The sequence below is a fragment of the Stenotrophomonas sp. YJH_SMC_40 genome (genome assembly GCF_059368615.1).
Genome location: NZ_JCAFRX010000011.1, coordinates 52844 through 79243, shown reverse-complemented (window position 1 = coordinate 79243; position 26400 = coordinate 52844). Strand labels below are relative to the sequence as shown.

Genomic DNA, 26400 nt, shown 5'->3' with positions numbered 1-26400 from the left:
TGCTCAGCGCTGGCTGTGCGCGTGCACCGCGTCGACCAGCACCTGCACGTGGGCCGGGTCCATGTCCGGCGACATGCCGTGGCCGAGGTTGAACACGTGGCCCTCGCGCGAACCGCCATTGCCGGCGGCGTAGGTGTCGAGCACCCGCGCTGCGGCTGCGGCGATCGCATCCGGCGAGGCGTACAGCGTGGTCGGGTCGAGGTTGCCCTGCAGCGCGACGCGGCCACCGGTGCGGCGCATCGCCTCGTCCAGGTCCAGCGTCCAGTCCAGGCCCAGTGCATCGGCGCCGGTCTGCGACAGCGCTTCCAGGTGCAGGCCGGTACCCTTGCCGAACAGGATCAGCGGCGTGCGCTCGCTGCCTTCGCCGCGCTCCAGGTCCTCGGCGATGCGCTGCAGGTAGCGCAGCGAGAACTCGCGGTACATGGCCGGCGACAGCACGCCGCCCCAGGTGTCGAACACCTGCAGCGCCTGCGCACCGGCCGCGCGCTGCGCGCCCAGGTACGCAATCACCGCGTCGGTGGTGACCTCCAGCAGGCGGTGCAGGGCCTGCGGATGGTTCAGCGCCATTGCCTTGATGCGCGCGAAATCCTTGCTGCCGCCGCCTTCCACCATGTAGCAGGCCAGTGTCCAGGGGCTGCCGGAGAAGCCGATCAACGGTACCTGGCCGTCCAGCTCCCGACGGATCAGGCGCACTGCGTCCATCACATAGCCCAGGTCCTGCTCCATGTCCGGTACCGCCAGCCGGGCGATGGCCGCTTCGTCACGCACCGGATGACGGAACTTCGGGCCTTCGCCTTCAACAAAGTAGAGCTCCAGGCCCATCGCATCGGGAATGGTGAGGATGTCCGAGAACAGGATGGCTGCGTCCAGCGGGAATCGGCGCAGCGGCTGCAGCGTGACTTCGCAGGCGATCTCCGGGTTCTTGGCCATGGCCAGGAAGCTGCCGGCCTTGGCCCGGGTTGCGCGGTACTCCGGCAGGTAACGGCCGGCCTGGCGCATCAGCCAGACGGGGGTGCAGTCCACCGGTTCGCGGCGCAGGGCGCGCAGCAGGCGATCGTTGCGGAGAGGGCTGGTCACGATGGGCATTCCTTGGACGAAAGTTGGCAGCGGCGTCAGTCGCCGTGCGAGAGGATCTGGAAGCCGCGATGCAGTTCGGCATCGCGGGCCTTCTCGAAGGCATGACGGGCTTCGTCAGCCTGCAGGAACAGCTCGCGCCGCAGCTGCGAGCGGTTGCCGACGCGGCCGCTCTCGCGCAGCAGCTCCCAGCCGCCGAACAGGTCCGGCTGCAGGCTCAGGCGCAGGAAGCGCGGTGCCTGCGCACCGGCGTCGGGATGTTGCAGGTAGACGTGCATGGGCCGATTGTAGCGGGGCCAGGGTGACCCCGGCCGCAACGCGGTCGTGCCGGCCGCTGGCCGGCAATCCTGCCGCGCAGCCCGGTAGTGCCGGCTGCTGGCCGGCTTCCTCGTTGATGACGTTGCCGGCCAGCGGCCGGCACTACCGGGCCGACAGCACCTTCAGCACCGCCGCTTCATCCACGTCCGGCACCACTTCGGCGCGGCCCATGCCGCGCCACAGCACCAGGCGCAGGCGGCCGGCCACATTCTTCTTGTCCAGCCGCATGCGGCCGAGCAGGGCCTGCGGGTCCAGCCCGGCCGGGATCGACACCGGCAGGCCGAGCCGTTCCAGCAGCGCCTGCAGGCGTGCGCGATCGGCATCGTCGGCCAGGCCCAGGTGAGTGGACAGCTTCGCGGCCAGTACCATGCCCACCGCGACCGCTTCGCCGTGGTTCAGTGCATCGCGGCCCGGGGCCGAGTAGCCCTGCTCGGTCTCGATGGCATGGCCGAAGGTATGGCCGAGGTTGAGCAGGGCGCGCTCGCCCTTCTCGAACGGATCACGCTCGACGATGGCAGCCTTGTGCCGGCAGCTGCGCGCGATGGCTTCGGCCAGTACCGCATCCTCGCCGGCCAGCAGCGCATCGGCATGCTGCTGCAGCCATTCGAAGAACACGGCATCACCCAGCGCGCCGTACTTCACCACTTCGGCCAGGCCGGCACGCAGCTCGCGCGGCGGCAGGGTGGCCAGCACACGGGTATCGGCGATCACCGCGCGCGGCGGATGGAACGCGCCGACCAGGTTCTTGCCGGCCGGGATGTCGACCGCAGTCTTGCCGCCCACCGACGAATCGACCATCGCCAACAGGGTGGTCGGCAGCTGCACGCAGTCCACGCCGCGCATCCAGCAGGCCGCGGCGAAGCCGGCGAGATCACCGACCACGCCGCCGCCGAGGGCGAACACGCAGGCGTCGCGGGTGGCGCCAAGCGCGGCCAGCGCTTCGATGGCACGGCCGAATTCGGCCAGCGTCTTGGAGGCTTCGCCCGCGGCCAGCACATGCTCGCCGACGATCAGGTCGGGGCGTGCGGTCAGAAGGGTCTGCTTCACGGCATCCAGATAGCGCGGGGCCACTTCGCTGTCGCTGAGCAAAAGCACGTGGCGGCCACGCACATGCGAGGCCAGCGCGATGCCGTCTGCCTGCGCACCGGCGCCGATGGTGATGGAGTAAGGGCGGTCGCCGCCGACGGCGACCTGCAGCAGGGCGGGGGAAGTCATGGGGTCAGGTCCTGGCGCTGCCATTGCGTGGCCAGCTTGACCACCAGGTGGGCGGTCGCGTCGGCAGCGGTGTACGGGTCGGTATCAAGGGTGATGTCGGCCAGTTCGCGGTACAGCGGGTCGCGGTGCGCGGCCAGATCGTGCAGCACCTGCTCACGGTCCGGGCGCTGCAGCAGCGGCCTGCCTTTGTCGCGGGCCAGGCGTTCCAGCTGCGCGTTCACGCTGACCCGCAGGTAGACCACGAAGCCGCGCTGGGCGATCAACGCACGGTTGCCAGGATCCAGCACCGCGCCGCCGCCGGTGGAGACCAGCTGGCCGCGACCTTCCAGCACGCGGGCAAGCGCCTCGCGTTCATGGCTGCGGAAGCCGGCTTCGCCGGAGTGCTCGAAAATGGTCGGGATGCTGGCGCCGGCGGCATCGACGATGGCCTGGTCGACATCGACGAAGTCCAGCGTGAAGCGCTCGGCCAGGCGGCGGCCGATGCAGGTTTTGCCGGCGCCCATCGGGCCGATCAGGATCAGGTTCGGAGCAGGATTCATGCCCTGTGATGCTAACACCTCCGTGCCCTGGCCTTTACGTCCTTCACGTCAGGGTAGGCGTTCCTGCGGGGTTTCCCGCGCCAACCGGAGTACAGGCCATGACGGTCGCGAAGGTCATCGAAATCACCGCCTCCTCGCCGAAGAGCGTGGAGGACGCCGTGCGCAGCGGTCTGAAGAAGGTCTCCGAGACGGTCAAGGGCATCCAGGGCGCCTGGGTGAACGAGACCAAGGTGGTGACCAATGGCAGCGGCGAAATCACCGAATGGCGGGTCAACCTGCGGGTGACCTTCCTGGTGGAATAGGCGCGCTCAGCGCACGTCCTGCACCTGTCGCTGGCCGTCCAGCACCACCACGTGGTCGGCCAGGGCGGGCAGGGCATGCAGCGCCTGGCGGCTGACCCGCTCGTAGTACTGCACGAAGCGCTCCAGCTGTGGCCGGCTCATGCCGTGCCGGCCCGGCTGCGCGGCCTGCAGGTTCTGCTCCTGCTGCCAGCGCCAGCGCGGTACCACCGAGAAATCCGGCGGCTGCAGGAACCACAGGCGGTCGCAGCGCTGCCACAGCGCCGGGTAGTCGCGGGCCAGCGCCTGGTTGCACCAGCGCCGCCAGCGACCATCGGCGTCGGCTTCGCGCTCCAGTGCGTTCAACGGGCTGTCCAGCGCGCCGTCATCCTGCGCGGGGGTGCCCAGGAACCAGCCTTCGAAGACCAGCAGGTCCAGCGGTTGCTGCAGGCGCGGCCAGTGCGCTTCGGGCAGGCGTTCATCGGCCAGCTTGTCGAAGCGCGGCATCGCGAAGGGCTGGCGTGTGGCCACGGCGTCCAGCACTGCATGGGCCAACGGCAGGTCATGGGTGCCCGGCGGGCCTCGGGTGATCAGCAGCGGGTGCACCTGGCGGGCCAGCCGCTGCCGCTGTGCGCGGGTCAGGTAGACGTCATCGATGGACAGCGTGGCGGCGTTCAGGCCGCGCGACTGGGCGCGCGCCACCACCTGCGCGGCCAGCGTCGATTTGCCGCTCCCCTGCAGGCCGCTGATCGCCAATACTGGAACCGCTGCACCGCTGCCCAGTGCATCGTCCAGCACCTGTTCGGCCAATGTTTCGGGGAATCCTTTCACCTGGGGCATATACGCAGCAGCGGCCATGCAGCCACAATAGCCCAATCCGTGTGAGAAGAACGCAATCATGAGCGACCTGTACGCCGAAGCCCTGTCCACGTTTGCCGGCCTGTTCGAAGAGGCCAAACAGAGCCGCGAGGTCGAGCCGAACGCGATGACCGTGGCCACTGCCGATACGCACGGCCGTCCCTCGGCACGTACCGTGCTGCTGAAGGCGTTCGATGAGCGTGGTTTCGTGTTCTACACCCACCTGGACAGCCACAAGGGCCAGGAGCTGCAGGCCAATCCGCAGGCCGCGCTGTTGTTCCTGTGGCGCAGCCTGCGCGAGGCCGGTATCCAGGTGCGCATTGAAGGCCGTGTCGAGCAGGTCGCCGACGCCGAAGCCGATGCCTATTTCGCCAGCCGCCCGCGCATGAGCCAGATCGGCGCGTGGGCCTCGCAGCAGTCGAAGACGCTGGCAACGCGCGAGGAATTCGATGCGCGCGTGGCCGAGGTCGAAGCCCGCTTCGAGGGCAAGGACGTGCCGCGCCCGGAGGGCTGGAGCGGCCTGCGCGTGGTGCCCGACCGCATCGAGTTCTGGTACGGCGCGCAGTTCCGCCTGCACGAACGCTGGTGCTATGAAGCCGGCGCCGAAGGGCGCTGGAGCAAGCGCCTGCTGTACCCGTGATCGCCAGCGCGCCCACGATCCGCCAGGCCACGCCGGCCGATGCGGCCGCATGGGCGCAGTTGCGTCTCGGCCTGTGGCCTGATGCCGATGATCCGCTGGAGGAACTGACGCAGTCGCTGGCAGATGCCGAAGGTGCTGTGTTCTTGGCCTGTGCGGCGGATGGCGAGGCGGTTGGTTTCGCTGAAGTGCGCCTGCGCCATGACTACGTGAACGGCACCGAGTCTTCTCCGGTGGGGTTCCTGGAGGGCTGGTACGTGCAGCCGCAGTGGCAAGGCCGCGGCGTCGGCCGCGCCCTGCTGGCGGCAGTGCAGGCGTGGACGCGCGATGCGGGCTGCCGCGAACTGGCTTCGGACAGTCGCGTGGAAGACGTGCAGGCTCACGCCGCGCATCGGGCCTGCGGCTTCGAAGAGACCGAACGGGTCGTCTATTTCCGCATGCCGCTGGAGCCATCGGCGTGAATCGCGTGGCGCTGTACCGCATGGTGGTGTTCGTGCCGTCGGCAGCACTGGGCGCAGTGAAGCAGGGCATCCTGGCGGTGGATGCGCTGGCGGCCGGCGACTACGAGCACGGCATGTGGTGGTCGGCGCCGGGCTTTGAACAGTTCCGCCCGCGCGTGGGTGCGTCGCCCGTACAGGGTGAGGTGGGGCGCACCGAAGTGGTCGACAGCGTACGCCTGGAATTCTGCCTGCCGCGCGATCCGCAGCGGCTGCAGCGCATTTTCGAACAGGGCATCGTGCCGCATCATCCGTGGCAGGTGCCGGTGGTGCAGGTGGAGGAGATCGAGCTTCTGCTGGCCGACGCACGCCTTTTGTAGAGTCGAGCCCTGCTCGGCTGCTGCTCCGACGCATGAGGCAGTCGAGCAGGGCTCGACTCCACAAGAGCAGGCTGTCGCAAATGGACCGGCTTGCTTCATCTGCGAGCAGGCCCATAACCGGCACACTCCGATGGATGATCTCGACTTCCGGAGTTGCCATGCCCTCCTGGCGTTGCCTGTTTGCGGTGCCGCCGCCGCGTCACGGCGTGGAAGCGTTCCTGCTGTTGATCGCCCGCATCGTCGCCGGGGTGATGTTCTGCGTGTCCGGCTGGAACAAGGTGTTCACCGATGCGGGCCGCGAACGCATGGTGCATACGCTGGTTGATGCGGGGATCCCGTTCCCGGTGTTCAGTGCGCCGGTGCTCGGCGGCATTGAATGGATTGCGGGCGGCCTGCTGGTGCTGGGCCTGCTCAGCCGGCCTTCGGCCCTGCTGCTGGCGGGGATCTGTGCGGTGGCAGCGCTGACCGATGGCATCGCGCGCATTCCTGCGGGACTGAGCGTGCCGGATTGGTTGAGCTGGTTCTTCTACCTGAGCGAGGTGCCGCTGGGTGTGTTGCTGTTGTGGATTGCCGCAGTGGGGAGTGGACGGTTCGCCATCGAAGCGCGTTGGGCACGCTGATTGCACTATATTCGGCGCCCGGCCGACGAGCGTGCTGTAGCGCCTGGACGCTCCAGTAGATCCACGCCATGCGTGGATGGGGTGATTGGGAAAAGCGGTGCGAACCAAGGTTCGCACCCGCCGGGCAACGAGTGGTTACAATCCCGCCGCGCGCAGCCAGCGCCAGAGTGTGGTGCGTGAGACGCCCAGCGCCTGCGCCATCCCCTCGCGGTCATTGCGGTGTTCCTGCAACAGCGTTTCCAACTGCGCACGCGGCGGCCGCTTGCCGTTGCTTTCCACCGGTAGCGCAGCGGCGCCCTCATTCACCAGTTCGGGTGCCAGCTGCAGCAGTCGCGCGGCATCAATCAGCCCTTCACCGGGTTGCCAATGGATGCGCAGCCGATCCACCAGATTGCGCAGTTCGCGCACGTTTCCCGGCCACCCGGCCGCGCTCAGCACCGCCAGTGCCTCCGCATCCAGTGGCGCGTCGATACCACGCAGCTGGCGGAAGAAATGCTGCGCCAGCAGCGGGATGTCACCGCGCCGGGCACGCAGTGCGGGCAGGGCGATGCGCAGCGCGGCCAGGCGGTAATACAGGTCGCGGCGGAAGCTGCCGGCCGCCACGCGCTGCTCGAGCGACTGCAGGGTCGCGGCCACCACGCGAAGGTCGACCGGGGTCGGTTCGGTGGCGCCGACACGCAGTACCTCGCGTTCTTCCAGCACCCGCAGCAGGCGGGTCTGCAGTGGCAGCGGAAGTTCGCCGATTTCATCCAGGAACAGGGTGCCGCCGTCAGCGGCCTCGACCAGGCCGACGCGGCCGCCACGGCGTGCGCCGGTGAAGGCGCCATCGCTGTAGCCGAACAGCTCCGCCTCCAGCAGCGATTCGCTGATCGCGCCACAGTTCAGTGCCACGAAGCGGCCACGGCGTCCGCTGGCGGCGTGCAGCTGGCGCGCCACCAGTTCCTTGCCGGTGCCGGTTTCGCCGGTGACCAGTACGGTGCTGTCATGCGGGGCGTACAGCGCGATCTGTGCGCGCACCTGTGCCATGGCCTCGCTGTCGCCGAGCAGGTCGTGGGCATCGCTGCGCGGTGCGGCACGGCGGCGCGGCGCGGGCCGGCTGCCGCCGGAGCGGGCCAGGGTCTGGGTCAGTTCCAACGCGTGCTCGAACGCTTGCCGTACCGAATCTGCCGAGTACAGCAGCACGCCGGGCAGTCCGGCCTGTTCGGCGTGGTCGATGGCCATGCCGGTGCCGACGATCACCTCGATGCCGTTGGCGCGCAGGTCGGCGATGCAGTCGCGGGCGTCCTCGCGGGTGACGAAGCGGCGATGCTCGATGTCCAAGCCGAAGCTCTGCTGGAAGTTGCTGAACACCGGCACGTCGCTGGCGTGGGTGACCAGGCCGATACGGCCGGCGATCCGCCGTGCGCGCGCCAAGGCTTCCATCAGGTCGAAGCCGTTGGCCTGGATCGGCACCAGCGGCAGCTCCAGCCGGCTGCGCAGCCAGGCCGCGTTGGAGCCGCCGGCGATGACCACGTCGCAGTGCTCGCGGCGCAGGCGCTGGCCGATCACGTCCACCGCTTCCTCGAAGCCGAGGTTGATCTGCTCGATACGCGCGCGGCGATCGAACTCGGGAATGACGTCGCCGAGAAGACCGGTCAGCCGCGAGACGCTGACGGTCCAGATCACCGGCCGACTGGGGTCGGCATCGGCGTGGCGCAGGGGCGAGCGGGGCAGGTACATGGCGGCGCGCGTTGGACGGGATGTTTCATGATACATCTGTTTCAATGTTTCATATGTTTCGCTGTTGCATGGGCGTCATTCCCGTGAAATCAACGGCTTGCAGCTTGGCATGGTGCTTGCGCTCTCTTTCCCGTACTTCAACCTGGATTGCCGCATGACCGCTTCCACTCCTTTCTCCGCCGGTGCCCGCTTCCGTGAGGCGCTGGCTGCCGAATCGCCGCTGCAGGTGATCGGCGCGATCAACGCCAACCACGCCCTGCTGGCCAAGCGCGCCGGCTTCCGCGCCATCTACCTGTCCGGCGGCGGTGTTGCCGCGGGCTCGCTGGGCCTGCCGGACCTGGGCATCAACACCCTGGAAGACGTGCTGGTGGACGTGCGCCGCATCACCGATGTCTGCGACCTGCCGTTGATGGTCGACATCGACACCGGCTTCGGCCCGAGCGCGTTCAACATCGCGCGCACCGTGAAGTCGCTGATCAAGGCCGGCGCGGCCGCCTGCCACATCGAAGACCAGGTCGGCGCCAAGCGCTGCGGTCACCGCCCGGGCAAGGAAATCGTCTCGCAGGGTGAAATGGTCGACCGCGTGAAGGCGGCTGCCGATGCCAAGACCGATCCGGACTTCTTCCTGATCGCGCGTACCGACGCCATCCAGGTGGACGGCGTGGACAAGGCCATCGAGCGCGCCATCGCCTGTGTCGAGGCCGGTGCCGACGGCATCTTCGCCGAGGCGGCCTACGACCTGGACACCTATCGCCGCTTCGTCGACGCGGTGAAGGTGCCGGTGCTGGCCAACATCACCGAGTTCGGCGCCACCCCGCTGTTCAGCCGCGATGAACTGGCTTCTGCCGGCGTTGCGATCCAGCTGTTCCCGCTGTCGGCCTTCCGCGCCGCCAACAAGGCCGCCGAGAACGTCTACCAGGCGGTGCGCCGCGATGGCCACCAGCGCAATGTGGTGGAGACCATGCAGACCCGCGAAGAACTCTACGACCGCATCGGCTACCACGCCTTCGAGCAGCAGCTCGATGCACTGTTCGCCGCCAAGAAATAAGCAGTACCCTGCACCATCAAGTTTTCGGAGGGAAACATGAACGATACGACCGCAACCCCGACCTTCAAGCCGAAGAAGTCCGTCGCCCTGTCCGGCACCGCCGCCGGCAACACCGCGCTGTGCAGCGTGGGCCGCAGCGGCAACGACCTGCACTACCGCGGCTACGACATCCTGGACCTGGCCAACACCAGCGAGTTCGAGGAAATCGCCTACCTGCTGGTGCACGGCAAGCTGCCGACCCGCGCCGAGCTGGTTTCGTACAAGGCCAAACTGAAGTCGCTGCGTGGCATTCCTGCTGCGGTGAAGGCGGCGCTGGAAGAGCTTCCGCCGTCGGCACACCCGATGGACGTGATGCGTACCGGCGTGTCCGTGCTCGGCTGCGTGGCGCCGGAGAAGGACGACCACAACCATCCGGGCGCGCGTGACATCGCCGACAAGCTGATGGCCTGCCTCGGTTCGATGCTGCTGTACTGGTACCACTGGAGCCACAACGGCCGTGCCATCGACGTGGAAACCGACGATGACTCGATCGGCGGCCACTTCCTGCACCTGCTGCACGGCGAGAAGCCGCAGGAATCGTGGGTGAAGGCGATGCACACCTCGCTGATCCTGTACGCGGAGCACGAGTTCAACGCCTCGACGTTCACCTGCCGCGTCATCGCCGGCACCGGCAGCGACATGTACAGCGCGATCTGCGGTGGCATCGGCGCGCTGCGCGGTCCGAAGCACGGCGGCGCCAACGAAGTGGCGTTCGAAGTGCAGAAGCGCTACGACAGTCCCGATGAGGCCGAGGAAGACATCAAGGCCCGCGTCGAGCGCAAGGAAGTGGTGATCGGTTTCGGCCACCCGGTCTACACCGTCTCTGATCCGCGCAACAAGGTGATCAAGGACGTGGCCCGCGAGCTGTCCGAAGAGCAGTCGAGCATGAAGATGTACAACATCGCCGAGCGCCTGGAATCGGTGATGTGGGACATCAAGAAGATGTTCCCGAACCTGGACTGGTTCAGCGCTGTCAGCTACCACATGATGGGCGTGCCGACCGCGATGTTCACTCCCCTGTTCGTGATCGCCCGCACCGCCGGCTGGAGCGCGCACATCGTCGAGCAGCGTATCGACGGCAAGATCATCCGCCCGAGCGCCAACTACATCGGTCCGGAAGACCGCGACTTCGTCGCCATCGACAAGCGCGTCTGATCCACCTGCCGTACCCATCCGGCCGGCCGCGTGCCGGCCGGGTGCTTTCGCCGCCGCACCGCCGGCACCCGGCCCGCCCCAAGTACTCCGCCAGCCCATGAATACCGATTACCGCAAGAACCTCCCCGGCAGCGCGCTGGATTATTTCGACGCGCGTGCCGCTGTCGATGCGATCCAGCCCGGCGCCTACGCCACCCTGCCGTACACCTCGCGCGTGCTGGCCGAGAACCTGGTGCGTCGCTGCGATCCGGCCACGCTCGGCGATTCGCTGAAGCAGCTGATCGAGCGCCGTCGCGACCTCGATTTCCCGTGGTTCCCGGCGCGCGTGGTCTGCCACGACATCCTCGGCCAGACCGCGCTGGTCGACCTGGCCGGCCTGCGTGATGCGATCGCCGACAAGGGTGGCGACCCGGCCAAGGTCAACCCGGTTGTGCCGGTGCAGCTGATCGTCGATCACTCGCTGGCGGTGGAGTGCGGTGGTTTCGATCCGCAGGCGTTCGAGAAGAACCGCGCGATCGAAGATCGTCGCAATGAAGACCGTTTCCACTTCATCGACTGGACCAAGCAGGCATTCCAGAACGTGGATGTGATTCCGCCGGGCAACGGCATCATGCACCAGATCAACCTGGAGAAGATGTCTCCGGTGATCTACGTGCAGGACGGCGTGGCCTTCCCGGATACCTGCGTGGGCACCGACAGCCACACCCCGCACGTGGATGCGCTGGGTGTGATCGCCATTGGTGTGGGTGGTCTGGAAGCGGAGAACGTGATGCTGGGCCGCGCGTCGTGGATGCGCCTGCCCGACACCGTCGGTGTCGAACTGACTGGCCGCCCGCAGCCGGGCATCACCGCCACCGACGTGGTGCTGGCGCTGACCGAGTTCCTGCGCAAGGAACGCGTGGTCGGCGCGTGGCTTGAATTCTTCGGCGAGGGTGCCGCGGCACTGACCATCGGTGACCGTGCCACCATCTCCAACATGTGCCCCGAATACGGGGCCACCGCCGCGATGTTCTACATCGACGCGCAGACCACCGATTACCTGCGCCTGACCGGGCGCGAGGAGTCGCAGGTAGCGCTGGTGGAAAACTACGCACGTACCACCGGTCTGTGGGCCGACGATCTGGCGACCGCGCAGTACGAGCGCGTGCTGCGCTTCGACCTGTCCAGCGTGGTGCGCAACATGGCTGGCCCGTCCAACCCGCACAAGCGCGTGGCCACTGCCGAGCTGGCCGAGCGCGGCATCGCCGACGAGGCCAAGCTGGAAGCGGGCAAGGCCGAGCAGGCGCAGGGTCTGATGCCCGATGGCGCGGTGATCATCGCGGCCATCACCAGCTGCACCAACACATCCAATCCGCGCAACGTGATCGCCGCAGCTCTGCTGGCGCGCAACGCCAACGCGCGTGGCCTGCAGCGCAAGCCGTGGGTGAAGTCGTCGCTGGCGCCGGGTTCCAAGGCCGTCCAGCTGTACCTGGAAGAATCCGGCCTGCTGCCGGACCTGGAGCAGCTCGGCTTCGGCATCGTCGCCTTCGCCTGCACTACCTGCAATGGCATGAGTGGTGCGCTGGATCCGAAGATCCAGCAGGAAATCATCGACCGTGACCTGTATTCCACGGCCGTGCTGTCGGGTAACCGCAACTTCGATGGCCGCATCCATCCGTACGCCAAGCAGGCCTTCCTGGCCTCGCCGCCGCTGGTGATCGCCTATGCCATCGCCGGCACCGTCCGCTTCGATATCGAGAAGGACGTGCTGGGCGTGGACGCCGACGGCAACGAAGTGCGCCTGAAGGACATCTGGCCCAGCGATGCCGAGATCGACGCGGTGGTGAAGGCCTCGGTGAAGCCCGAGCAGTTCCGCAAGGTCTACAACCCGATGTTCAACGTGCGCGTGGAGCACGGCACCGCGGTCAGCCCGCTGTACGACTGGCGCCCGCAGAGCACCTACATCCGCCGTCCTCCGTACTGGGAGGGCGCACTGGCCGGCGAGCGCACGCTGGCAGGCATGCGCGCGCTGGCGGTGCTGCCGGACAACATCACCACCGACCACCTGTCGCCGTCCAACGCGATCCTGGCGTCCAGTGCCGCCGGCGAATACCTGGCGAAGATGGGCCTGCCGGAAGAGGACTTCAATTCCTACGCCACGCATCGCGGCGACCACCTGACCGCGCAGCGCGCCACCTTCGCCAATCCGAAGCTGTTCAACGAAATGGTGCGCAATGACGACGGCAGCGTGAAGCAGGGTTCGCTGGCGCGCGTGGAGCCGGAAGGCAAGGTGATGCGCATGTGGGAAGCGATCGAGACCTACATGGAGCGCAAGCAGCCGCTGATCATCATCGCCGGTGCCGACTACGGCCAGGGCAGCTCGCGTGACTGGGCCGCCAAGGGCGTGCGCCTGGCCGGCGTGGAGGCGATCGTGGCCGAGGGCTTCGAGCGCATCCACCGCACCAACCTGATCGGCATGGGCGTGCTGCCGCTGGAGTTCAAGCCGGGCACCACCCGGCTGACCCTGGGGATCGATGGCACCGAGACCTTTGACGTGATCGGCGAGCGTACCCCGCGTGCCGAGCTGACCCTGGTCATCCACCGCCGTGACGGCCAGGACGTGGTGGTGCCGGTCACCTGCCGCCTGGACAGCGACGAGGAAGTGGCGATCTACGAGTCCGGCGGCGTGCTGCAGCGCTTCGCCCAGGACTTCCTGGAAGGTGCCAAGGTGGCGTGATAGCCGGCTGAATGCCCGCCCCCGGAGGCCGGGGGCGGGCTTGTCCGACCCCAGGGCAGGGCGCACACTGGCTTGGCAAAAACTGCCAAAGGAGAGTTTCATGGCCACCATGAACATTTCGCTGACCGATCCGCTCAAGCAGTTCGTGGACGAAGAAGTGCGCGAAGGCGGCTACTCCAGTACGTCGGACTATGTGCGTGACCTGATCCGCCAGCGCCAGCGCAGCAAGGCTGAAGAGCTGCTCAAGCAGCTGATTGCCGAGGGGCTGGCGTCGGGACCTTCGGCGCCTCTGGCGCCGGATCACTTTGACAAGCTGCGTGAGCGTGCACGGAACCGCAAGTGAAGCCCTCGCACTGGTCCCCCGCAGCGGTTCGAGATCTTGACCAGGCAGCAGGCTGGTATGCAGATCAGGGCGGAGAAGTGCTGGAAATCGGCTTCATCGATGCGGTGGAATCCGTTGTAAAGCTGATCGAGGCCCACCCGGGTGCTGGTTCCGCACTGCATGCGGGTCTATTGCCCTCGCTGCCAGCGCCGTTGCGTTTTCATCCGGTTCGTCGCTTCAACGGCTACCTGATCTACTACGTGGAGCTACCTGCGCACGTTTCCATCGTGCGCATTTGGAATGCTTCGCGGGGCATGGAAGCACTGTTCGAAGACGAGAAGCTCAACCCCGATATTGGTTCGTCGCATCCAGGATACTGATCCATGACCTTCCTCCCGCAACTCCGTATTCCCGCCACCTACATGCGCGGTGGCACCAGCAAGGGCGTGTTCTTCCGCCTGCAGGACCTGCCCGAGGCCGCGCAGGTGCCGGGCGCCGCACGCGATGCGCTGCTGATGCGCGTGATCGGCTCGCCCGATCCGTATGGCAAGCAGACCGATGGCATGGGCGGTGCAACGTCCAGCACCAGCAAATGCGTGATCATCTCCACCGCTTCGGTGCCGGACCACGATGTGGACTACCTGTACGGCCAGGTCTCGATCGATACCGCCTTCGTCGACTGGAGCGGCAATTGCGGCAACCTCAGCACCGCGGTGGGTCCGTTCGCGATCGCCCATGGGCTGATCGATCCGGCCCGGGTGCCGCGCGATGGCCTGTGCACCGTGCGCATCTGGCAGGCCAACATCGGCAAGACCATCATCGCCCACGTGCCGATGCGCGATGGCGAAGTGCAGGAGACCGGCGATTTCGAGCTGGATGGCGTGACCTTCCCGGCGGCCGAGATCCAGCTGGAATTCATCGATCCGTCCGATGACGGTGATGCGGGCGCGATGTTCCCGACCGGCAATCTGGTCGATACATTGGACGTGCCCGGCGTGGGCAGCTTCGAGGTGACCATGATCACCGCCGGCATCCCGACCATCTTCCTCAACGCCGCCGACCTCGGCTACACCGGTATCGAGCTGCAACCGGCGATCAACGAGGACAAGGGAGCGCTGGAGCGCTTCGAGAAGATCCGCGCCTACGGCGCCTTGCGCATGGGTCTGATCAAGAACCTGGAGGACGCGGCGACGCGCCAGCACACGCCGAAGGTGGCGTTCGTTGCACCGGCTCAGGACTATGTGTCGTCCAGTGGCAAGGCCATCCCGGCCTCGGCGATCGACCTGCATGCGCGCGCGTTGTCGATGGGCAAGCTGCACCACGCGATGATGGGTACCGCCGCCGTAGCGATCGGTACCGCCGCGGCGATTCCGGGCACGCTGGTCAATCGCGCCGCCGGTGGCGGCGAACGCGAAGCGGTGACGTTCGGCCATCCCTCCGGCACGTTGCGCGTGGGTGCGCAGGCCGGTCTCGTTGACGGCCAGTGGACGGTGACCAAGGCCATCATGAGCCGCAGCGCCCGCGTGCTGATGGAAGGCAAGGTGCGGGTACCGGCCGAGTGATGCGTTGGTAAACGCCAACCAAGGTTGGCGACTACCGGGCCGCAGAGATCGATTGCTTTGGTAGATGCCAACCTTGGTTGGCATGGTGCACGGGCAACCGTGCACCGCAACGAGGAGATCGACGATGTCCGACAGCCACACCCCATCCAACGAGCGTGCAGCGTGGGATGCGCTGCTGGTGGACATCGTCGATTACGTGCGCGACGCACGCACCGACTCACCGCTGGCGTTCCAGACCGCGCACCACTGCCTGCTCGATACGCTTGGGTGCGGACTGGAGGCACTTTCTTTCCCGGCCTGCAGCAAGCTGCTCGGTCCCCTGGTGCCGGGCATCAGCGTGGTCAACGGCGCGCGCGTGCCGGGCACGCACTACGTGCTGGACCCGGTGCAGGCCGCCTTCAATCTCGGCGCAATGGTGCGCTGGCTGGATTTCAACGACACCTGGCTGGCTGCCGAGTGGGGCCATCCTTCCGACAATCTCGGCGGCATCTTGGCTGTTTGCGACTGGCTGGGGCGCAACGCGCAGGCTCTGCGTCGTCCGCCGCCGACCGTGCACGACGTGCTGCTGGCGATGATCAAGGCGCATGAGATCCAGGGCGTGCTGGCGCTGCAGAACTCCTTCAACCGGGTCGGGCTGGACCACGTGGTGCTGGTCAAGGTGGCCACCACTGCCGTGGTCGCCCAACTGCTTGGGCTGGACCGCGAGCGCATGCTCAATGCGCTGTCGCTGGCCTGGGTCGATGGCCAAGCGCTGCGCACCTACCGGCACGCACCCAACACCGGCTCGCGCAAGAGCTGGGCGGCCGGCGATGCGACCAGCCGTGGCGTGCGCCTGGCCTTGATGGCGGCCAGTGGTGAGATGGGCTATCCCAGCGTGCTCAGCGCGCCAACCTGGGGCTTCGAGGCCGTGTCCATGCGCGGTCAGGCACTGACGCTGGGGCGACCGCTGGGCAGCTATGTGATGGAGAACGTGCTGTTCAAGATCAGCTACCGGGCCGAGTTCCACGGCCAGACCGCAGTGGAGGCCGCGGTCATGCTGCACCAGCAGTTGCGTGCGATGGGGCGGCGGGTCGAGGACATCGCGCACATCGCGATCCGGACCCAGGAAGCCTGCATCCGCATCATCGACAAGCAGGGCCCACTGCATAACCCGGCCGACCGCGACCACTGCGTGCAGTACATGGTCGCCATCGCGCTGCTGCACGGGCGGTTGACGGCCGAGGATTACGAGGACGACGTTGCCGCCGACCCGCGCATCGACGCACTGCGCGCGAAGATGGCCTGCCATGAAGACCCGCAGCTCAGCGCCGATTACCTGGACCCGGACAAGCGCAGCATCGCCAACGGCCTGAGCGTGCGCTTCACCGATGGCACCGAGCTGCCCGAGGTACTGGTGGAGTACCCGCTGGGCCACGCGCGCCGTCGCGAGGAAGGCATTCCGCTGCTGATGGACAAGTTCCGCCGGCACCTGGCCCACCGCTTCCCGACCAGCCAGCAGCAGCGCATCCTGGCCGCATCGCTGGACCCGGTGGCGCTGGCGGCAATGCCGGTGACCGACTACGTGGACCTGTACCTGCCGGGCTAGGGCGATCGGTAGTGCCGGCCGCTGGCCGGCAATTCCATCCAACCTGCCATGCCGGTTGCCGGCCAGCGGCCGGCACTACCCACACTTGGGGCAATTGCCGAAATCGCGTCAACACCTTGACGCGGCCTGCCTATAATGGCCGCCTCGATCAAGGAGTGACGACATGAGCGGTCCGGCACGGCGGAAGCGGTGGGGATGGGCGGCGGCGGTACTGGCAGGAGGCCTGTTGCTGGGCCTGGCCGGCTGCCGCAATGACAGCGGGCAGCTGCCCAAGGCCAGCGGTGAAGCCATCACCACCAAGGCCGAGCAGGTGAAGGAATTCACCCTGCTGCGTGCCTACCCGGACCAGAAGAATGACGGCCTGTCGCTGGCGCTGGAGTTCTCGCGCCCGCTGGTCGGTACCCAGGATTTCGACAAGCTGGTGCGCTTCGAAGAGAAGGTCGGCACCGACGACAGCAGCTGGACGCTGTCCGATGACGGCCTGACCCTGCGCTACCCGTTCGTCGAGGCCGGCAAGGAGTTCAGCCTGGTGGTCTCGCCGAACCTGCTGGCCGCCGATGGCAGCCGCCTGGGCAAGGAACTGAAACAGAAGGTGTTCAGCGGCGAGCTGAAACCGGTGGTCGGCTTCGCCTCGCAGGGCAGCGTGCTGCCGGCCAAGGACAGTCGTGGCCTGCCGGTGGTCTCGGTGAACGTGCCGGAGGTCGACGTCGAGTTCCTGCGCGTGCGCGAGAAGGACCTGCCGACCTTCTTCAGCCAGTACCAGCGCGGTGGCCGCCGCGGCAGCTGGGAGCTGAGCAGCGACTACGAGCGCAGCCCGATCAACAAGCTGGCAGAGCCGGTCTACGTCAACCGCTTCATCCTGGGCGGCAAGAAGAACGAGCGGGTGCTGACCTACCTGCCGACCCAGGACATCAAGGAACTGCAGGAGCCGGGCCTGTACTTCGCCCTGCTCAAGCGCACCGGTGACTACGAAGGCGAGTTCGATACCGCGTTCTTCTCGGTCAGCGACATCGGCCTGCATACCCGCGCCTACAAGGACAAGCTGTTCGTCCATACCGCCGGCCTCAAGGACGGCGCGCCGCTGAAGGGCATCGACCTGCGCGTGCTCGATGCCAAGGGCGAGGTGGTGCTGAAGGGCAGCACCGACGGCAATGGCAATGCGCTGCTGAACTACACCCTGGATGCCACCCACGTGCTGGTCGCCAGCACCGGCAAGGACACCAGCTTCCTGCCGTTCAACCAGCCGGCGCTGGATCTGAGCGAATTCGCCGTGGCCGGCCGTGACAATGCCTGGTTCGACGTCTACGCCTGGTCCGGTCGTGACCTGTACCGCCCGGGCGAGACCGTGCGCCTGTCCGCCCTGCTGCGCGACAACGACGGCAAGCCGGTCAAGGCGCAACCGGTATTCCTGCGCCTGAAGCAGCCCGACGGCAAGACTTTCCGCGAGACCCGCCTGCAGCCGGGCGACCAGGGCTACATCAACTTCGAGCAGGTCATTCCCGCCGAGGCGCCGACCGGGCGCTGGCAGGTCGAGTTCCGCACCGACCCGGCCAGCAAGGAAGCGATCCAGGGCATGACCCTGCGCATCGAGGAGTTCCTGCCCGAGCGCATGAAGCTGGACCTGGACAGCGCGCAGAAGACGCTGAAGCCCGGTGAGGACCTGCGCCTGCAGGCCAATGGTGCCTATCTGTATGGCGCGCCGGCCGATGGCAACCGCTTCACCGCGCGCATGGCGGTGGCCGCCGAGCAGAAGCCGGTGGAGGGCCTGCCGGGCTATTTCTTCGGTGACCCGACCCTGCAGCTGCCGCGCGAGGCCAAGGACGTGATCGATACCACGCTGCCGGGCAACGGCCAGCTGCGTGAGGACGTCGCGTTGCCGGAAGAGGCAGCCAAGGCCAAGGCGCCGATTGCCGTAGTGCTGTCCGGCAGCCTGTATGAAACCGGTGGCCGCACGGTCACCCGTACCCTGAAGCGGGTGATGTGGCCGGCCAACGCCCTGGTCGGTGTACGCCCGCTGTTCAACCCGGAGGACGGTGCCGATTCCAACGGCAACGCGCGCTTCGAATTGATGCGCGTGGATGCTGCTGGTACGCCGCAGCCGGCCAAGGGCCTGAAGATCACCCTGGTGCGCGAGCTGCGCGACTACCACTGGACCTTCAACGACAATCGCTGGGACTACGATTTCACCCGCCGTTTCGAGAACAAGGAAACCCGCACCGTCGATGCCGGCAGCAGTGCGGTCGCCTTCGATTTCCCGGTGGAGTGGGGCGAGTACCGGGTGGACGTGTTCGACCCGTCCACCGGCCTGACCAGCCGTTACCCGTTCCGCGCCGGCTGGAGCTGGGGTGATGACAACCGCGGCCTGGACGCGCGCCCGGACAAGATCAAGCTGGGCCTGGACAAGACCGGCTACAAGGCAGGCGACACGCTTGAGGTGACGGTGACCCCGCCGCACGCCGGCAAGGGCATCCTGATGGTCGAGACCGACCGCATGCTCTACGTGCAGGACATCGACGCCAAGCCGGGTTCGACCTTCAAGATTCCGGTCACCGCTGACTGGGAGCGCCACGACGTCTACATCACCGCGCTGGTGTTCCGCGGCGGCAGTGCGCCGAGCAAGATCACCCCGGCCCGTGCGGTGGGCGTGGTGCACGTACCGATGGACCGCAAGGGGCGCACCGTGGCCGTCGGCCTGGCAGCGCCCAAGCAGATGCGACCGGAACAGGATCTGCCGGTGACGGTCAGCGCACCGCAGCTGGCCGGCAAAATGGCGCACGTCACGGTCTCGGCGGTGGACGTGGGCATCCTCAACATCACCCGCTTCCCGGTGCCCGACGCCGGTGCGCACTTCTTCGCCCAGCGTCGTCTCGGCATTGATGCCTACGACATCTACAGCCGGGTGATCGAGAGCTTTGACGGCGGTGCCGGCAAGCTGAAGTTCGGTGGCGACATGGCGCTGCAGGCGTTGCCGCAGGCCAAGCGCCCGACCGCGCGCGTGCAGACCGTGGACCTGTTCTCTGGCCCGGTGCAGCTCGATGCCAAGGGCATCGCCCGCATCCGCCTGAAGGTGCCGGACTTCAACGGCACCCTGCGGGTGTCGGCACTGGTCTACAGCGATGACCAGTACGGCAAGCGCGACGTGGAAACCGTTGTGCGTGCGCCGATCCTCGCCGAAGCCAGCATGCCGCGCGTACTCGCTCCGGGCGACCGCAGCACCGTGACCCTGGATGTGCAGAACTTCACCGGCAAGCCGGGCCAGTTCAACGTGAAGGTGGAAAGCGAGGGCCCGCTGAACCTGGGCGAAGGCAGCCGCAGCGTGCAGTTGAATGCCGACGCCAAGACCACGTTGAGCTTCCCGCTTTCGGCACGCGAGGGCCACAGCGTGGCCAAGGTGCGGGTGCGGGTGGACGGCAACGGCTTCAAGGCCGATCGCCGTTACGACCTGCCGGTGCGTGCGGCGTGGCCGCAGGTGCTGCGTTCGCAGGTGCGCACGCTTGATCCGTTGGCCGCGGTCAGCCTCGACAACAGCCTGACCGATGGCCTGATGGCCGAGTCGGTGAATGCCCGCCTGCTGGTCAGCCCGCTGCCGCCGATCCCGTTCGCCAGTGCGCTGCAGGGTGCATTGAACTACCCGTATGGCTGTGCCGAGCAGACCACCAGCAAGGGCTACGCCGCGCTGATCCTGGACCAGGCCACTTCGTCGATGCTCGGTGCCGACGGGCTGGATGCCAAGACCCGCCGCGAGCGCATGGAAGGTGCGTTTGGCCGCCTGGCGTCGATGCAGGTGGCCAATGGCAACTTCTCGATGTGGGGTGACGACGGCTACGTGAACCCGTGGCTGACCCCGTACATCACCGAGTTCCTGCTCGATGCCAAGGACGCCGGCTTCGCCGTGCCCGACAACGTGCTGCAGAAGGCACTCAACCGCCTCAGCGAGGATCTGCTGTCCGGTGGCAACCAGTTCTATGGCCAGGACGACCGCGAGAAGCTGAAGTTCGCCAACCAGGCGTATTCGGGCTACGTGCTGGCCAGGGTCAACCGTGCGCCGCTGGGTACCCTGCGCACGCTGTACGACAACGAGCGCAGCAAGGCGGTCGGCGGCCTGTCGCTGGTCCACCTGGGCGTGGCGCTGTCGTTGCAGGGCGATGCCAAGCGCGGCCAGGCCGCGCTGGCGGCGGCCTTCGCCAAGTCCAGCAGCGAACGCCCGTCGTACTTCGGCGACTACGGCAGTGCGATCCGTGATGACGCGCTGATGATCGCGCTGACCCACGAAAACAAGCTGGCCAAGCCGGCCTGGGATGCACGTGCGGTTGACCTCGGCCGTGGCCTGGATGCGCGCCGCAATGCCGGCTGGATGTGGCTGAGCACGCAGGAACAGGTAGCGATTGCCCGCCTTGGCAAGGCGCTTGCTACCAACCAGAAGGCGCTGGTGGCCGGTGAACTGGTGATCGGTGGCAACACCGAAGCCATCGGCGAACGCAAGCTGTTCGGCCGCAACTTCAGTGCAAATGAACTCGCCAGCGGCGTGCGCTTCACCCCGCAGGGCCAGCCGCCGATGTTCGCCAGCATCGACGTGGCCGGTATCCCGCGTAGCGCGCCGGCACCGGATAACAGCGTGCTGGGCGTCGAGCGCAGCTACTACGGCACCGATGGCAAGCCGTGGTCGCCGCGGCCGCTGAAGGAAGGCGAAGCCCTGATCGTGCGCGTCACCGTCGCTGCCGACACCACGATGCCCGATGCACTGCTGACCGACCTGCTGCCGGCCGGCCTGGAGATCGAGAACTTCAACCTGGGCGATGCCAAGCAGTGGGCCGACGTGGTGGTCGATGGCATCACCATCAGCGACCGGGGTGAAGCGGCCGATACCAAGCACGAGGAATTCCGCGACGACCGCTACGTGGCCGCGCTGAAGCTCTCGCGTGGCAGCAAGGCCAACGTCTTCTACCTGGTGCGCGCGGTGACCCCGGGTACCTACTCGGTGCCGCCGCCGCTGGTGGAGGACATGTACCGGCCGCAGCTGCGCGGCGTCGGCCGCAGCAACCCGACCACGATCACGGTGGTACAGCCGTGACCGCGCGGACGGGCCGCGACGGTGCGGCCCGTCCAGCTGGCAAGCTCCAATGCGGCACGCTGCAATGACGAACACGATGACGACCCGGCTGGCGGCCCTGCGCCGCCGGCTGCAGCCGCTGTGGCCGTGGCTGCGCTGGGGTACGGCCGCCACGCTGGCACTGCTGCTGGTGCTGGATTTCGCCTTCCCGCCGCCGCTGCCGAAGCAGCGCGATACCAGCACCCTGGTGGTGGCTGCCGATGGCACGCCGCTGCGTGCGTTCGCCGATGCCGAGGGCGTGTGGCGTTATCCGGCATCGACCGACAGCGTCTCGCCGCTGTACCTTCAGGCGCTGCTGACCTACGAAGACCGCTGGTTCTGGCGCCATCCGGGCATCAACCCGCTGGCGATCCTGCGTGCCAGTGGCCAGCTGTTGCGCGGTGGTCGGATCGTGTCCGGTGGCTCGACCCTGACCATGCAGGTCGCACGCATCCTCGATCCGCATACGCGCACGCCCTTGGGCAAGCTCAAGCAGATGCTGCGTGCGGTGCAGCTGGAAGTGCACCTGAGCAAGCAGCAGATCCTGGCCCTGTACCTGGAGCGCGCACCCTACGGCGGCACCATCGAGGGCGTGGAAGCGGCCAGCTGGGCCTACCTGGGCAAGCCGGCGGCGCAGCTGTCGCATGCCGAGGCCGCGTTGCTGGCGGTGCTGCCGCAGGCGCCGAGCCGGCTGCGCCCGGACCGCCATCCGGAAGCGGCTCAGAAGGCGCGCGACAAGGTGCTGTCACGCATGGCCGAGCTGGGCGCGTGGACAGCGGAAGAAGTGGAAGATGCGCGCATCGAGAACGTGGTCGCACGCTCGCTGCGGCCGCCGCTGCATGCCGCGTTGCTGGCGCAGCGCCTGCACTCGGCGCATCCGGGCCAGGCACGCATCCAGAGCAGTATCGACATCGGCCTGCAGCGCACCCTGGAAGAACGCGTGGACAGCTACTTCTCCACGCTGCCCGAGCGCACTTCGGCGGCCCTGCTGGTGGTCGACAACCAGACCCTGCAGGCGCGTGCCTATGTCGGCACGCTGGCGTTCGGTGACCGCCAGCGGCTCGGCCACGTGGACATGGTGCAGGCCTGGCGTTCGCCGGGCTCCACGCTCAAGCCGTTCCTGTATGCAATGGCGCTGGACGATGGCCTGATCCATTCGGAAAGCCTGCTGGTCGATGCGCCGCAGAGTTTCGGCAGCTACCGCCCCGGCAACTTCGACATGGCCTTCAATGGGCCGATCGGCGCCTCCAGCGCGCTGCGGCTGTCACTCAACGTGCCCTCGGTGGACCTGCTGCAGCGGGTCGGTCCGGCGCGCTTTGCTGCGCGCCTGTCGCACTCCGGCATCCAGCTGCGCTTCCCGCCGGGCAGCACGCCCAACCTGTCGCTGATCCTGGGCGGCACCGGTGCGCGGCTGGAAGATCTGGTCGGTGCGTTCGCCGCGCTCAACCGCAACGGCATCGCCGGGCGCGTGCGCTACACCGATGACGAACCGATGATCGAGCGGCGCCTGGCCTCGCCAGGCGCCAGCTGGATCGTGCGCGAGATGCTGGAATCGAATCCGCGGCCGGGGTATAGCGTCGGGACGTTCGATGTCGGTGGCCGCCCGCGCGTGGCGTGGAAGACCGGCACCAGTTACGGGTACCGCGATGCGTGGGCGATCGGCAGCACCCGCCACTACACCGTGGGCGTGTGGGTGGGCCGGCCGGACGGCACACCGCTACCGGGCCAGTACGGCGCGGTGACCGCGCTGCCGCTGATGTTCGAGGTGGTGGACAGCCTGCCGCGCCAGCGCGGTGACTCGGCCGCTGCGCCGATGCCGGCCAGCGTCAGCCAGGAAGACATCTGCTGGCCGACCGGTGAGCGTGCCGAAGGCCTGCCTGCTGCGCTCTGCCAGCGGCTGATGCCAGCCTATCTGCTGGAAGGCGCGGCACCACCGACCTTCCCCGAACGCGAGGCACGGCGCTGGCAACCGGGTCGGCAGCGCTACCTTGCCGATGCGCGTACCGGTCTGCGCGTGTCAGCCGATTGCCGCTTGCCGCACGAAGAAGTCGCGCGCGAGATCGCGCGCTGGCCAGCGTTGCTGTCGCCGTGGCTGTCCAAGGCCACGCGCGAAGCCTCGCAGCTGCCGGCGCTGTCGCCGGACTGCCGTAATGATGGCCGCGAGGCCAGCGTTGCGCTGCACATCGATGGGCTCAACGATGGCGCCACGCTGGCGCGCGCGCCGAATTCGGAACATGGCGTACGCCTGCAGCTACGCGCGCTGGGTAGCGAGCAGGCGGTGGACTGGTTGCTCGATGGACGCTGGATCGCACAGACGCGCGGTGCGCAGCTGATGCAGCGCGAGTTCGCCGAGCCGGGCGCGCACACCTTGACCGCGCTGGCGGCAGATGGCGCGTGGACACAGGTAAGGTTCAACGTCCTGCGGTAGGTGCCAACCTTGGTTGGCACGCGATGAATGCGCCCACCAGGGTGGGCAACTGCCAAGGCGTATGCGGGGCCGCTATTCCCCGATCCACCCATCCAGCAGGTCGGCGAACTCGTCGGCGTGCTCTTCTTCCTGCGCCAGGATCTCTTCAAGGATGCGCTTGGTGGTGGTATCGCGGTCACCGATGAAGTTGATCATCTCGCGATAGCTGTCGATGGCGATGCGCTCGGCCACCAAGTTCTCGCGCACCATGTCGCGCAGGTCGCTGCCTTCCTTGTATTCGGCGTGCGAACGCGCGGTCAGCGTATCCGGATTGAGGTCGGGCTCGCCGCCCAGCTGGACGATGCGCTCGGCCAGCTTGCCGGCATGCGCCTGCTCCTGCTGTGCATGCTCGAGGAACTCAGCCTTGACCGCGTCGGCCAGCATGCCCTTGGCCATGAAGTAGTGCCGGTAGTAGCGCAGAACGCAGACGTACTCGGTGGCCAGTGCGTCGTTGAGCAGCTTGATCACCACCTCGCGGTCAGCGCTGTAGCTGTCTGTGATCGCCCCGTCTTCGAGGTTGCGCCGGGCGCGCTCGCGCAGGGTTGCGCGATCGCTGATGCCAGGAACGTTCGCGGCGGGCTTGCTGGCTTTGGCTGGCTTGCTGGACATGGCTGGCCGTTTCCTTCTGCGGTGGGGAATCAGGTGGGGAGATGCTCCAGCACGTACTCGGCCGAAGACACTTCGAACTGGCCGGGCTGTTCAACCCAGGCCTCTCGAACTACGCCGTTGTCGACGTACAGGGCAAAACGACGAGAGCGGATTCCCATGCCCGACGCGCTCGCATCAAGCTCCAGACCCAGGGCGCGGGTCAGCTCGGCATTGCCGTCGGACAGCATCAGAAGGCCGTCGGGCACGCTCTGGTCGGCGGCCCAGGCCTTCATCACGAACGGGTCGTTGACGGCCATGCAGTAGACGTCGATGCCGCGCTGGCGGAAGGCCTCGAACTTTTCGACGTAGCCGGGAAGGTGACGTGCCGAGCACGTCGGGGTGAACGCGCCGGGCACGGCGAACAGCACCACCTTGCGCGCATCGAACAACGAATGCGTATCAAGCGTTTCAATGCCCTCGCGGATGCGCTTGAGGGTCACTTCCGGAATGCGGTCGCCGACATGGATGGTCATGGGAACTCCTTGCTGGGGGAGGCTAGTGGGCCGGATGGGACAGGGGCGTCAAGACATTGGAAACCCGGTGTGCAGGCCCCATCTTCCGGCGTTGTGGCAGGGGCTTCCAGCCACAGCGTGGCGCACGGGGATGGCAGCCGCATTGCGCAGGATCAGTCGGCCTCACCGGGGCCGCACGAGGGGCGGCGTAGCCTCGCAGGCGCGTAGAATGAACCCGGGGCGGCGCCACCGGCGCGGCCGAAGCGAATCGAGGTAGCTGGATGGAATTCAAGGATTACTACGCCACCCTGGGGGTGGAACCGAGCGCGGGCGAGGCGGAGATCAAGACCGCCTACCGCCGGCTGGCACGCAAGTACCACCCGGACGTCAGCAAGGAGGCTGGGGCCGAAGACAAGTTCAAGGCGGTCAACGAGGCCTACGAGGCGCTGCGTGATCCGGAAAAGCGCGCGGCCTACGACCAGCTGCGCGCGCAGGGCTATCGCCCGGGCGAGGAGTTCAACGTGCCGCCGAACTACGGCGGCGCCGGTGGTTTCAATTTCGAGGAAGTGTTCGGTGGCGGCGGCCCCAACGGCGGCTTCAGCGACTTCTTCGAAAGCCTGTTCGCGCGCCAGCGCGGTGGAGCGGGCGCGGGGGCCGGTCCGGGCTTCAGCAGCCAGGGCCATGCGCCCAACCGCGATACCCGCGCCAAGTTGTCGGTGCCACTGGAAGCGGCCTACAGCGGCGACAGCCTGCGCATCACCGTCAACGGCAAGCAGCTGGACGTGCGCGTGCCCAAGGGCATCCGCCCGGGCCAGGTGATCCGCCTGGCAGGGCAGGGCAACCATGGCGGCAACCTGCTGCTGGAAGTGGAATACGCCGCCCACCCGCAGTTCGAGGTCGATGGCCGCAACATCCTCTATACGCTGCCGCTCACGCCGTGGCAGGCCGCGCTGGGCACCAGCATCAGCGTGCCGACCCTGGGCGGCGCGGTGGAACTGAAGATTCCGGCCGATTCCGATGCCGGTCGCAAGCTGCGCCTGCGCGGGCGCGGCCTGCCGGGCAACCCGGATGGCGACCAGATCGTCGAGATCGAGATCGTGGCCCCGGCTGCGACCGATGAGGCGCAGAAGAAGGCGTACCGCAATCTGGCCAAGGCGTTCGGCGAGACCATTTGAAGGTAGTGCCGGCCGCTGGCCGGCAACTTCATTGCCCTGGACGGTGATGCGTGGTTGCCGGCCAGCG

Annotated in this window: 23 protein-coding genes; 15 read left to right on the top strand and 8 right to left on the bottom strand. The window is 67.4% G+C overall.

Annotation, left to right across the window (positions count from 1 at the left end):
* Nucleotides 1–3 precede the first annotated feature (3 nt).
* The 4 genes from hemE to AC5P6X_RS18750 form a co-directional block, all read right to left on the bottom strand.
* The gene (gene hemE / locus AC5P6X_RS18765; protein WP_049450984.1) at nucleotides 4–1086 is read right to left on the bottom strand and encodes a uroporphyrinogen decarboxylase; all 1083 of its coding nucleotides are present in this window, start codon (nucleotides 1084–1086) and stop codon (nucleotides 4–6) included.
* 26 nt (nucleotides 1087–1112) lie between these two features.
* Nucleotides 1113–1352 (bottom strand): WGR domain-containing protein, encoded by a 240-nt coding sequence (locus tag AC5P6X_RS18760; RefSeq protein ID WP_005410666.1) that lies wholly within the window; start codon nucleotides 1350–1352, stop codon nucleotides 1113–1115.
* A gap of 142 nt (nucleotides 1353–1494) precedes the next feature.
* Nucleotides 1495–2607, bottom strand: coding sequence for a 3-dehydroquinate synthase (gene aroB / locus AC5P6X_RS18755; protein WP_043034513.1), 1113 nt, complete (start codon nucleotides 2605–2607; stop codon nucleotides 1495–1497).
* On the bottom strand, nucleotides 2604–3146 hold the full coding sequence (locus tag AC5P6X_RS18750) for a shikimate kinase (RefSeq protein WP_012481014.1): 543 nt from the start codon (nucleotides 3144–3146) through the stop codon (nucleotides 2604–2606). Before AC5P6X_RS18750 ends, aroB begins: the two co-directional genes overlap by 4 nt.
* 98 nt (nucleotides 3147–3244) lie before the next feature.
* Here AC5P6X_RS18750 and AC5P6X_RS18745 point away from each other — a divergent pair, with 98 nt between their 5' ends.
* Complete coding sequence (locus AC5P6X_RS18745) at nucleotides 3245–3448, top strand: dodecin family protein (RefSeq protein WP_005410663.1); 204 nt, start codon at nucleotides 3245–3247, stop codon at nucleotides 3446–3448.
* A 6-nt stretch (nucleotides 3449–3454) separates the two neighbouring features.
* On the opposite strand, the gene AC5P6X_RS18740 is transcribed toward AC5P6X_RS18745, so the two are convergent.
* On the bottom strand, nucleotides 3455–4282 hold the full coding sequence (locus AC5P6X_RS18740) for a kinase (RefSeq protein ID WP_049450982.1): 828 nt from the start codon (nucleotides 4280–4282) through the stop codon (nucleotides 3455–3457).
* A 40-nt stretch (nucleotides 4283–4322) separates the two neighbouring features.
* Here AC5P6X_RS18740 and pdxH point away from each other — a divergent pair, with 40 nt between their 5' ends.
* From pdxH to AC5P6X_RS18720, 4 genes are all read left to right on the top strand, one after another.
* On the top strand, nucleotides 4323–4922 hold the full coding sequence (gene pdxH / locus AC5P6X_RS18735; RefSeq protein WP_005414153.1) for a pyridoxamine 5'-phosphate oxidase: 600 nt from the start codon (nucleotides 4323–4325) through the stop codon (nucleotides 4920–4922).
* Nucleotides 4919–5380, top strand: a complete 462-nt coding sequence (aac(6')-Iz, locus tag AC5P6X_RS18730; protein WP_080353122.1) for an aminoglycoside N-acetyltransferase AAC(6')-Iz — start codon at nucleotides 4919–4921, stop codon at nucleotides 5378–5380. Before pdxH ends, aac(6')-Iz begins: the two co-directional genes overlap by 4 nt.
* A complete protein-coding gene (locus AC5P6X_RS18725) occupies nucleotides 5377–5736 on the top strand; it encodes a YqfO family protein (protein ID WP_049450980.1) in 360 nt (119 codons plus the stop codon). The genes aac(6')-Iz and AC5P6X_RS18725 overlap by 4 nt, the downstream gene beginning before the upstream one ends.
* 158 nt (nucleotides 5737–5894) lie before the next feature.
* Entirely contained in the window at nucleotides 5895–6356 is a 462-nt protein-coding gene (locus AC5P6X_RS18720; RefSeq protein ID WP_049450979.1) for a DoxX family protein, read from the top strand.
* 135 nt (nucleotides 6357–6491) lie between these two features.
* Here the strand turns inward: AC5P6X_RS18720 and prpR are convergent, their stop codons facing one another.
* Nucleotides 6492–8075 carry a propionate catabolism operon regulatory protein PrpR gene (prpR, locus tag AC5P6X_RS18715; protein WP_049450977.1) on the bottom strand — a complete coding sequence of 528 codons (1584 nt, stop codon included), beginning with the start codon at nucleotides 8073–8075 and terminating at the stop codon, nucleotides 6492–6494.
* Nucleotides 8076–8229: 154 nt separating this feature from the next.
* On the opposite strand from prpR, the gene prpB reads away from it, so the two are divergent.
* The 9 genes from prpB (at nucleotide 8230) to pbpC (ending at nucleotide 24019) form a co-directional block, all read left to right on the top strand.
* A complete protein-coding gene (prpB, locus tag AC5P6X_RS18710; protein ID WP_010482769.1) occupies nucleotides 8230–9123 on the top strand; it encodes a methylisocitrate lyase in 894 nt (297 codons plus the stop codon).
* Between the two features lie 36 nt (nucleotides 9124–9159).
* On the top strand, nucleotides 9160–10317 hold the full coding sequence (gene prpC / locus AC5P6X_RS18705) for a bifunctional 2-methylcitrate synthase/citrate synthase (RefSeq protein ID WP_005410655.1): 1158 nt from the start codon (nucleotides 9160–9162) through the stop codon (nucleotides 10315–10317).
* Between the two features lie 97 nt (nucleotides 10318–10414).
* Complete coding sequence (acnD, locus tag AC5P6X_RS18700) at nucleotides 10415–13033, top strand: Fe/S-dependent 2-methylisocitrate dehydratase AcnD (RefSeq protein WP_329757025.1); 2619 nt, start codon at nucleotides 10415–10417, stop codon at nucleotides 13031–13033.
* A 100-nt stretch (nucleotides 13034–13133) separates the two neighbouring features.
* Nucleotides 13134–13376 carry a type II toxin-antitoxin system ParD family antitoxin gene (locus tag AC5P6X_RS18695; protein WP_005410653.1) on the top strand — a complete coding sequence of 81 codons (243 nt, stop codon included), beginning with the start codon at nucleotides 13134–13136 and terminating at the stop codon, nucleotides 13374–13376.
* Nucleotides 13373–13735: a type II toxin-antitoxin system RelE/ParE family toxin gene (locus AC5P6X_RS18690; protein ID WP_005414161.1), complete on the top strand. Its 363-nt coding sequence runs from the start codon at nucleotides 13373–13375 to the stop codon at nucleotides 13733–13735. Before AC5P6X_RS18695 ends, AC5P6X_RS18690 begins: the two co-directional genes overlap by 4 nt.
* A gap of 3 nt (nucleotides 13736–13738) precedes the next feature.
* Nucleotides 13739–14917 carry a 2-methylaconitate cis-trans isomerase PrpF gene (gene prpF, locus AC5P6X_RS18685; protein WP_005410651.1) on the top strand — a complete coding sequence of 393 codons (1179 nt, stop codon included), beginning with the start codon at nucleotides 13739–13741 and terminating at the stop codon, nucleotides 14915–14917.
* Nucleotides 14918–15041: 124 nt separating this feature from the next.
* The gene (locus tag AC5P6X_RS18680; protein WP_329757026.1) at nucleotides 15042–16502 is read left to right on the top strand and encodes a bifunctional 2-methylcitrate dehydratase/aconitate hydratase; all 1461 of its coding nucleotides are present in this window, start codon (nucleotides 15042–15044) and stop codon (nucleotides 16500–16502) included.
* 163 nt (nucleotides 16503–16665) lie between these two features.
* On the top strand, nucleotides 16666–21573 hold the full coding sequence (locus tag AC5P6X_RS18675; RefSeq protein ID WP_329757027.1) for an alpha-2-macroglobulin family protein: 4908 nt from the start codon (nucleotides 16666–16668) through the stop codon (nucleotides 21571–21573).
* Nucleotides 21574–21637: 64 nt separating this feature from the next.
* The gene (gene pbpC, locus AC5P6X_RS18670; protein WP_329757028.1) at nucleotides 21638–24019 is read left to right on the top strand and encodes a penicillin-binding protein 1C; all 2382 of its coding nucleotides are present in this window, start codon (nucleotides 21638–21640) and stop codon (nucleotides 24017–24019) included.
* Nucleotides 24020–24091: 72 nt separating this feature from the next.
* Here the strand turns inward: pbpC and AC5P6X_RS18665 are convergent, their stop codons facing one another.
* Together AC5P6X_RS18665 and AC5P6X_RS18660 are read right to left on the bottom strand one after the other, a co-directional pair.
* Nucleotides 24092–24667 carry a ferritin-like domain-containing protein gene (locus tag AC5P6X_RS18665; RefSeq protein ID WP_005410647.1) on the bottom strand — a complete coding sequence of 192 codons (576 nt, stop codon included), beginning with the start codon at nucleotides 24665–24667 and terminating at the stop codon, nucleotides 24092–24094.
* 29 nt (nucleotides 24668–24696) lie between these two features.
* Nucleotides 24697–25179 carry a peroxiredoxin gene (locus tag AC5P6X_RS18660; protein ID WP_285311798.1) on the bottom strand — a complete coding sequence of 161 codons (483 nt, stop codon included), beginning with the start codon at nucleotides 25177–25179 and terminating at the stop codon, nucleotides 24697–24699.
* Nucleotides 25180–25439: 260 nt separating this feature from the next.
* Between AC5P6X_RS18660 and AC5P6X_RS18655 the strand changes: the two genes are divergently transcribed.
* Nucleotides 25440–26333: a DnaJ C-terminal domain-containing protein gene (locus AC5P6X_RS18655; RefSeq protein WP_005410645.1), complete on the top strand. Its 894-nt coding sequence runs from the start codon at nucleotides 25440–25442 to the stop codon at nucleotides 26331–26333.
* The last annotated feature ends 67 nt before the right edge of the window (nucleotides 26334–26400 follow it).

Excerpts from the sequence above, each read along its gene's own strand:
- AC5P6X_RS18665 (WP_005410647.1), bottom strand. The coding sequence starts at position 24,667 with ATGTCCAGCAAGCCAGCCAAAGCCAGCAAGCCCGCCGCGAACGTTCCT.
- AC5P6X_RS18740 (WP_049450982.1), bottom strand. The coding sequence starts at position 4,282 with ATGGCCGCTGCTGCGTATATGCCCCAGGTGAAAGGATTCCCCGAAACA.
- AC5P6X_RS18720 (WP_049450979.1), top strand. The coding sequence starts at position 5,895 with ATGCCCTCCTGGCGTTGCCTGTTTGCGGTGCCGCCGCCGCGTCACGGC.
- pbpC (WP_329757028.1), top strand. The coding sequence starts at position 21,638 with ATGACGAACACGATGACGACCCGGCTGGCGGCCCTGCGCCGCCGGCTG.
- AC5P6X_RS18745 (WP_005410663.1), top strand. The coding sequence starts at position 3,245 with ATGACGGTCGCGAAGGTCATCGAAATCACCGCCTCCTCGCCGAAGAGC.
- AC5P6X_RS18760 (WP_005410666.1), bottom strand. The coding sequence starts at position 1,352 with ATGCACGTCTACCTGCAACATCCCGACGCCGGTGCGCAGGCACCGCGC.
- AC5P6X_RS18675 (WP_329757027.1), top strand. The coding sequence starts at position 16,666 with ATGAGCGGTCCGGCACGGCGGAAGCGGTGGGGATGGGCGGCGGCGGTA.
- AC5P6X_RS18655 (WP_005410645.1), top strand. The coding sequence starts at position 25,440 with ATGGAATTCAAGGATTACTACGCCACCCTGGGGGTGGAACCGAGCGCG.
- aroB (WP_043034513.1), bottom strand. The coding sequence starts at position 2,607 with ATGACTTCCCCCGCCCTGCTGCAGGTCGCCGTCGGCGGCGACCGCCCT.
- prpR (WP_049450977.1), bottom strand. The coding sequence starts at position 8,075 with ATGTACCTGCCCCGCTCGCCCCTGCGCCACGCCGATGCCGACCCCAGT.
- prpC (WP_005410655.1), top strand. The coding sequence starts at position 9,160 with ATGAACGATACGACCGCAACCCCGACCTTCAAGCCGAAGAAGTCCGTC.
- prpF (WP_005410651.1), top strand. The coding sequence starts at position 13,739 with ATGACCTTCCTCCCGCAACTCCGTATTCCCGCCACCTACATGCGCGGT.
- AC5P6X_RS18750 (WP_012481014.1), bottom strand. The coding sequence starts at position 3,146 with ATGAATCCTGCTCCGAACCTGATCCTGATCGGCCCGATGGGCGCCGGC.
- AC5P6X_RS18660 (WP_285311798.1), bottom strand. The coding sequence starts at position 25,179 with ATGACCATCCATGTCGGCGACCGCATTCCGGAAGTGACCCTCAAGCGC.
- prpB (WP_010482769.1), top strand. The coding sequence starts at position 8,230 with ATGACCGCTTCCACTCCTTTCTCCGCCGGTGCCCGCTTCCGTGAGGCG.
- AC5P6X_RS18695 (WP_005410653.1), top strand. The coding sequence starts at position 13,134 with ATGGCCACCATGAACATTTCGCTGACCGATCCGCTCAAGCAGTTCGTG.
- acnD (WP_329757025.1), top strand. The coding sequence starts at position 10,415 with ATGAATACCGATTACCGCAAGAACCTCCCCGGCAGCGCGCTGGATTAT.
- pdxH (WP_005414153.1), top strand. The coding sequence starts at position 4,323 with ATGAGCGACCTGTACGCCGAAGCCCTGTCCACGTTTGCCGGCCTGTTC.
- AC5P6X_RS18680 (WP_329757026.1), top strand. The coding sequence starts at position 15,042 with ATGTCCGACAGCCACACCCCATCCAACGAGCGTGCAGCGTGGGATGCG.
- hemE (WP_049450984.1), bottom strand. The coding sequence starts at position 1,086 with ATGCCCATCGTGACCAGCCCTCTCCGCAACGATCGCCTGCTGCGCGCC.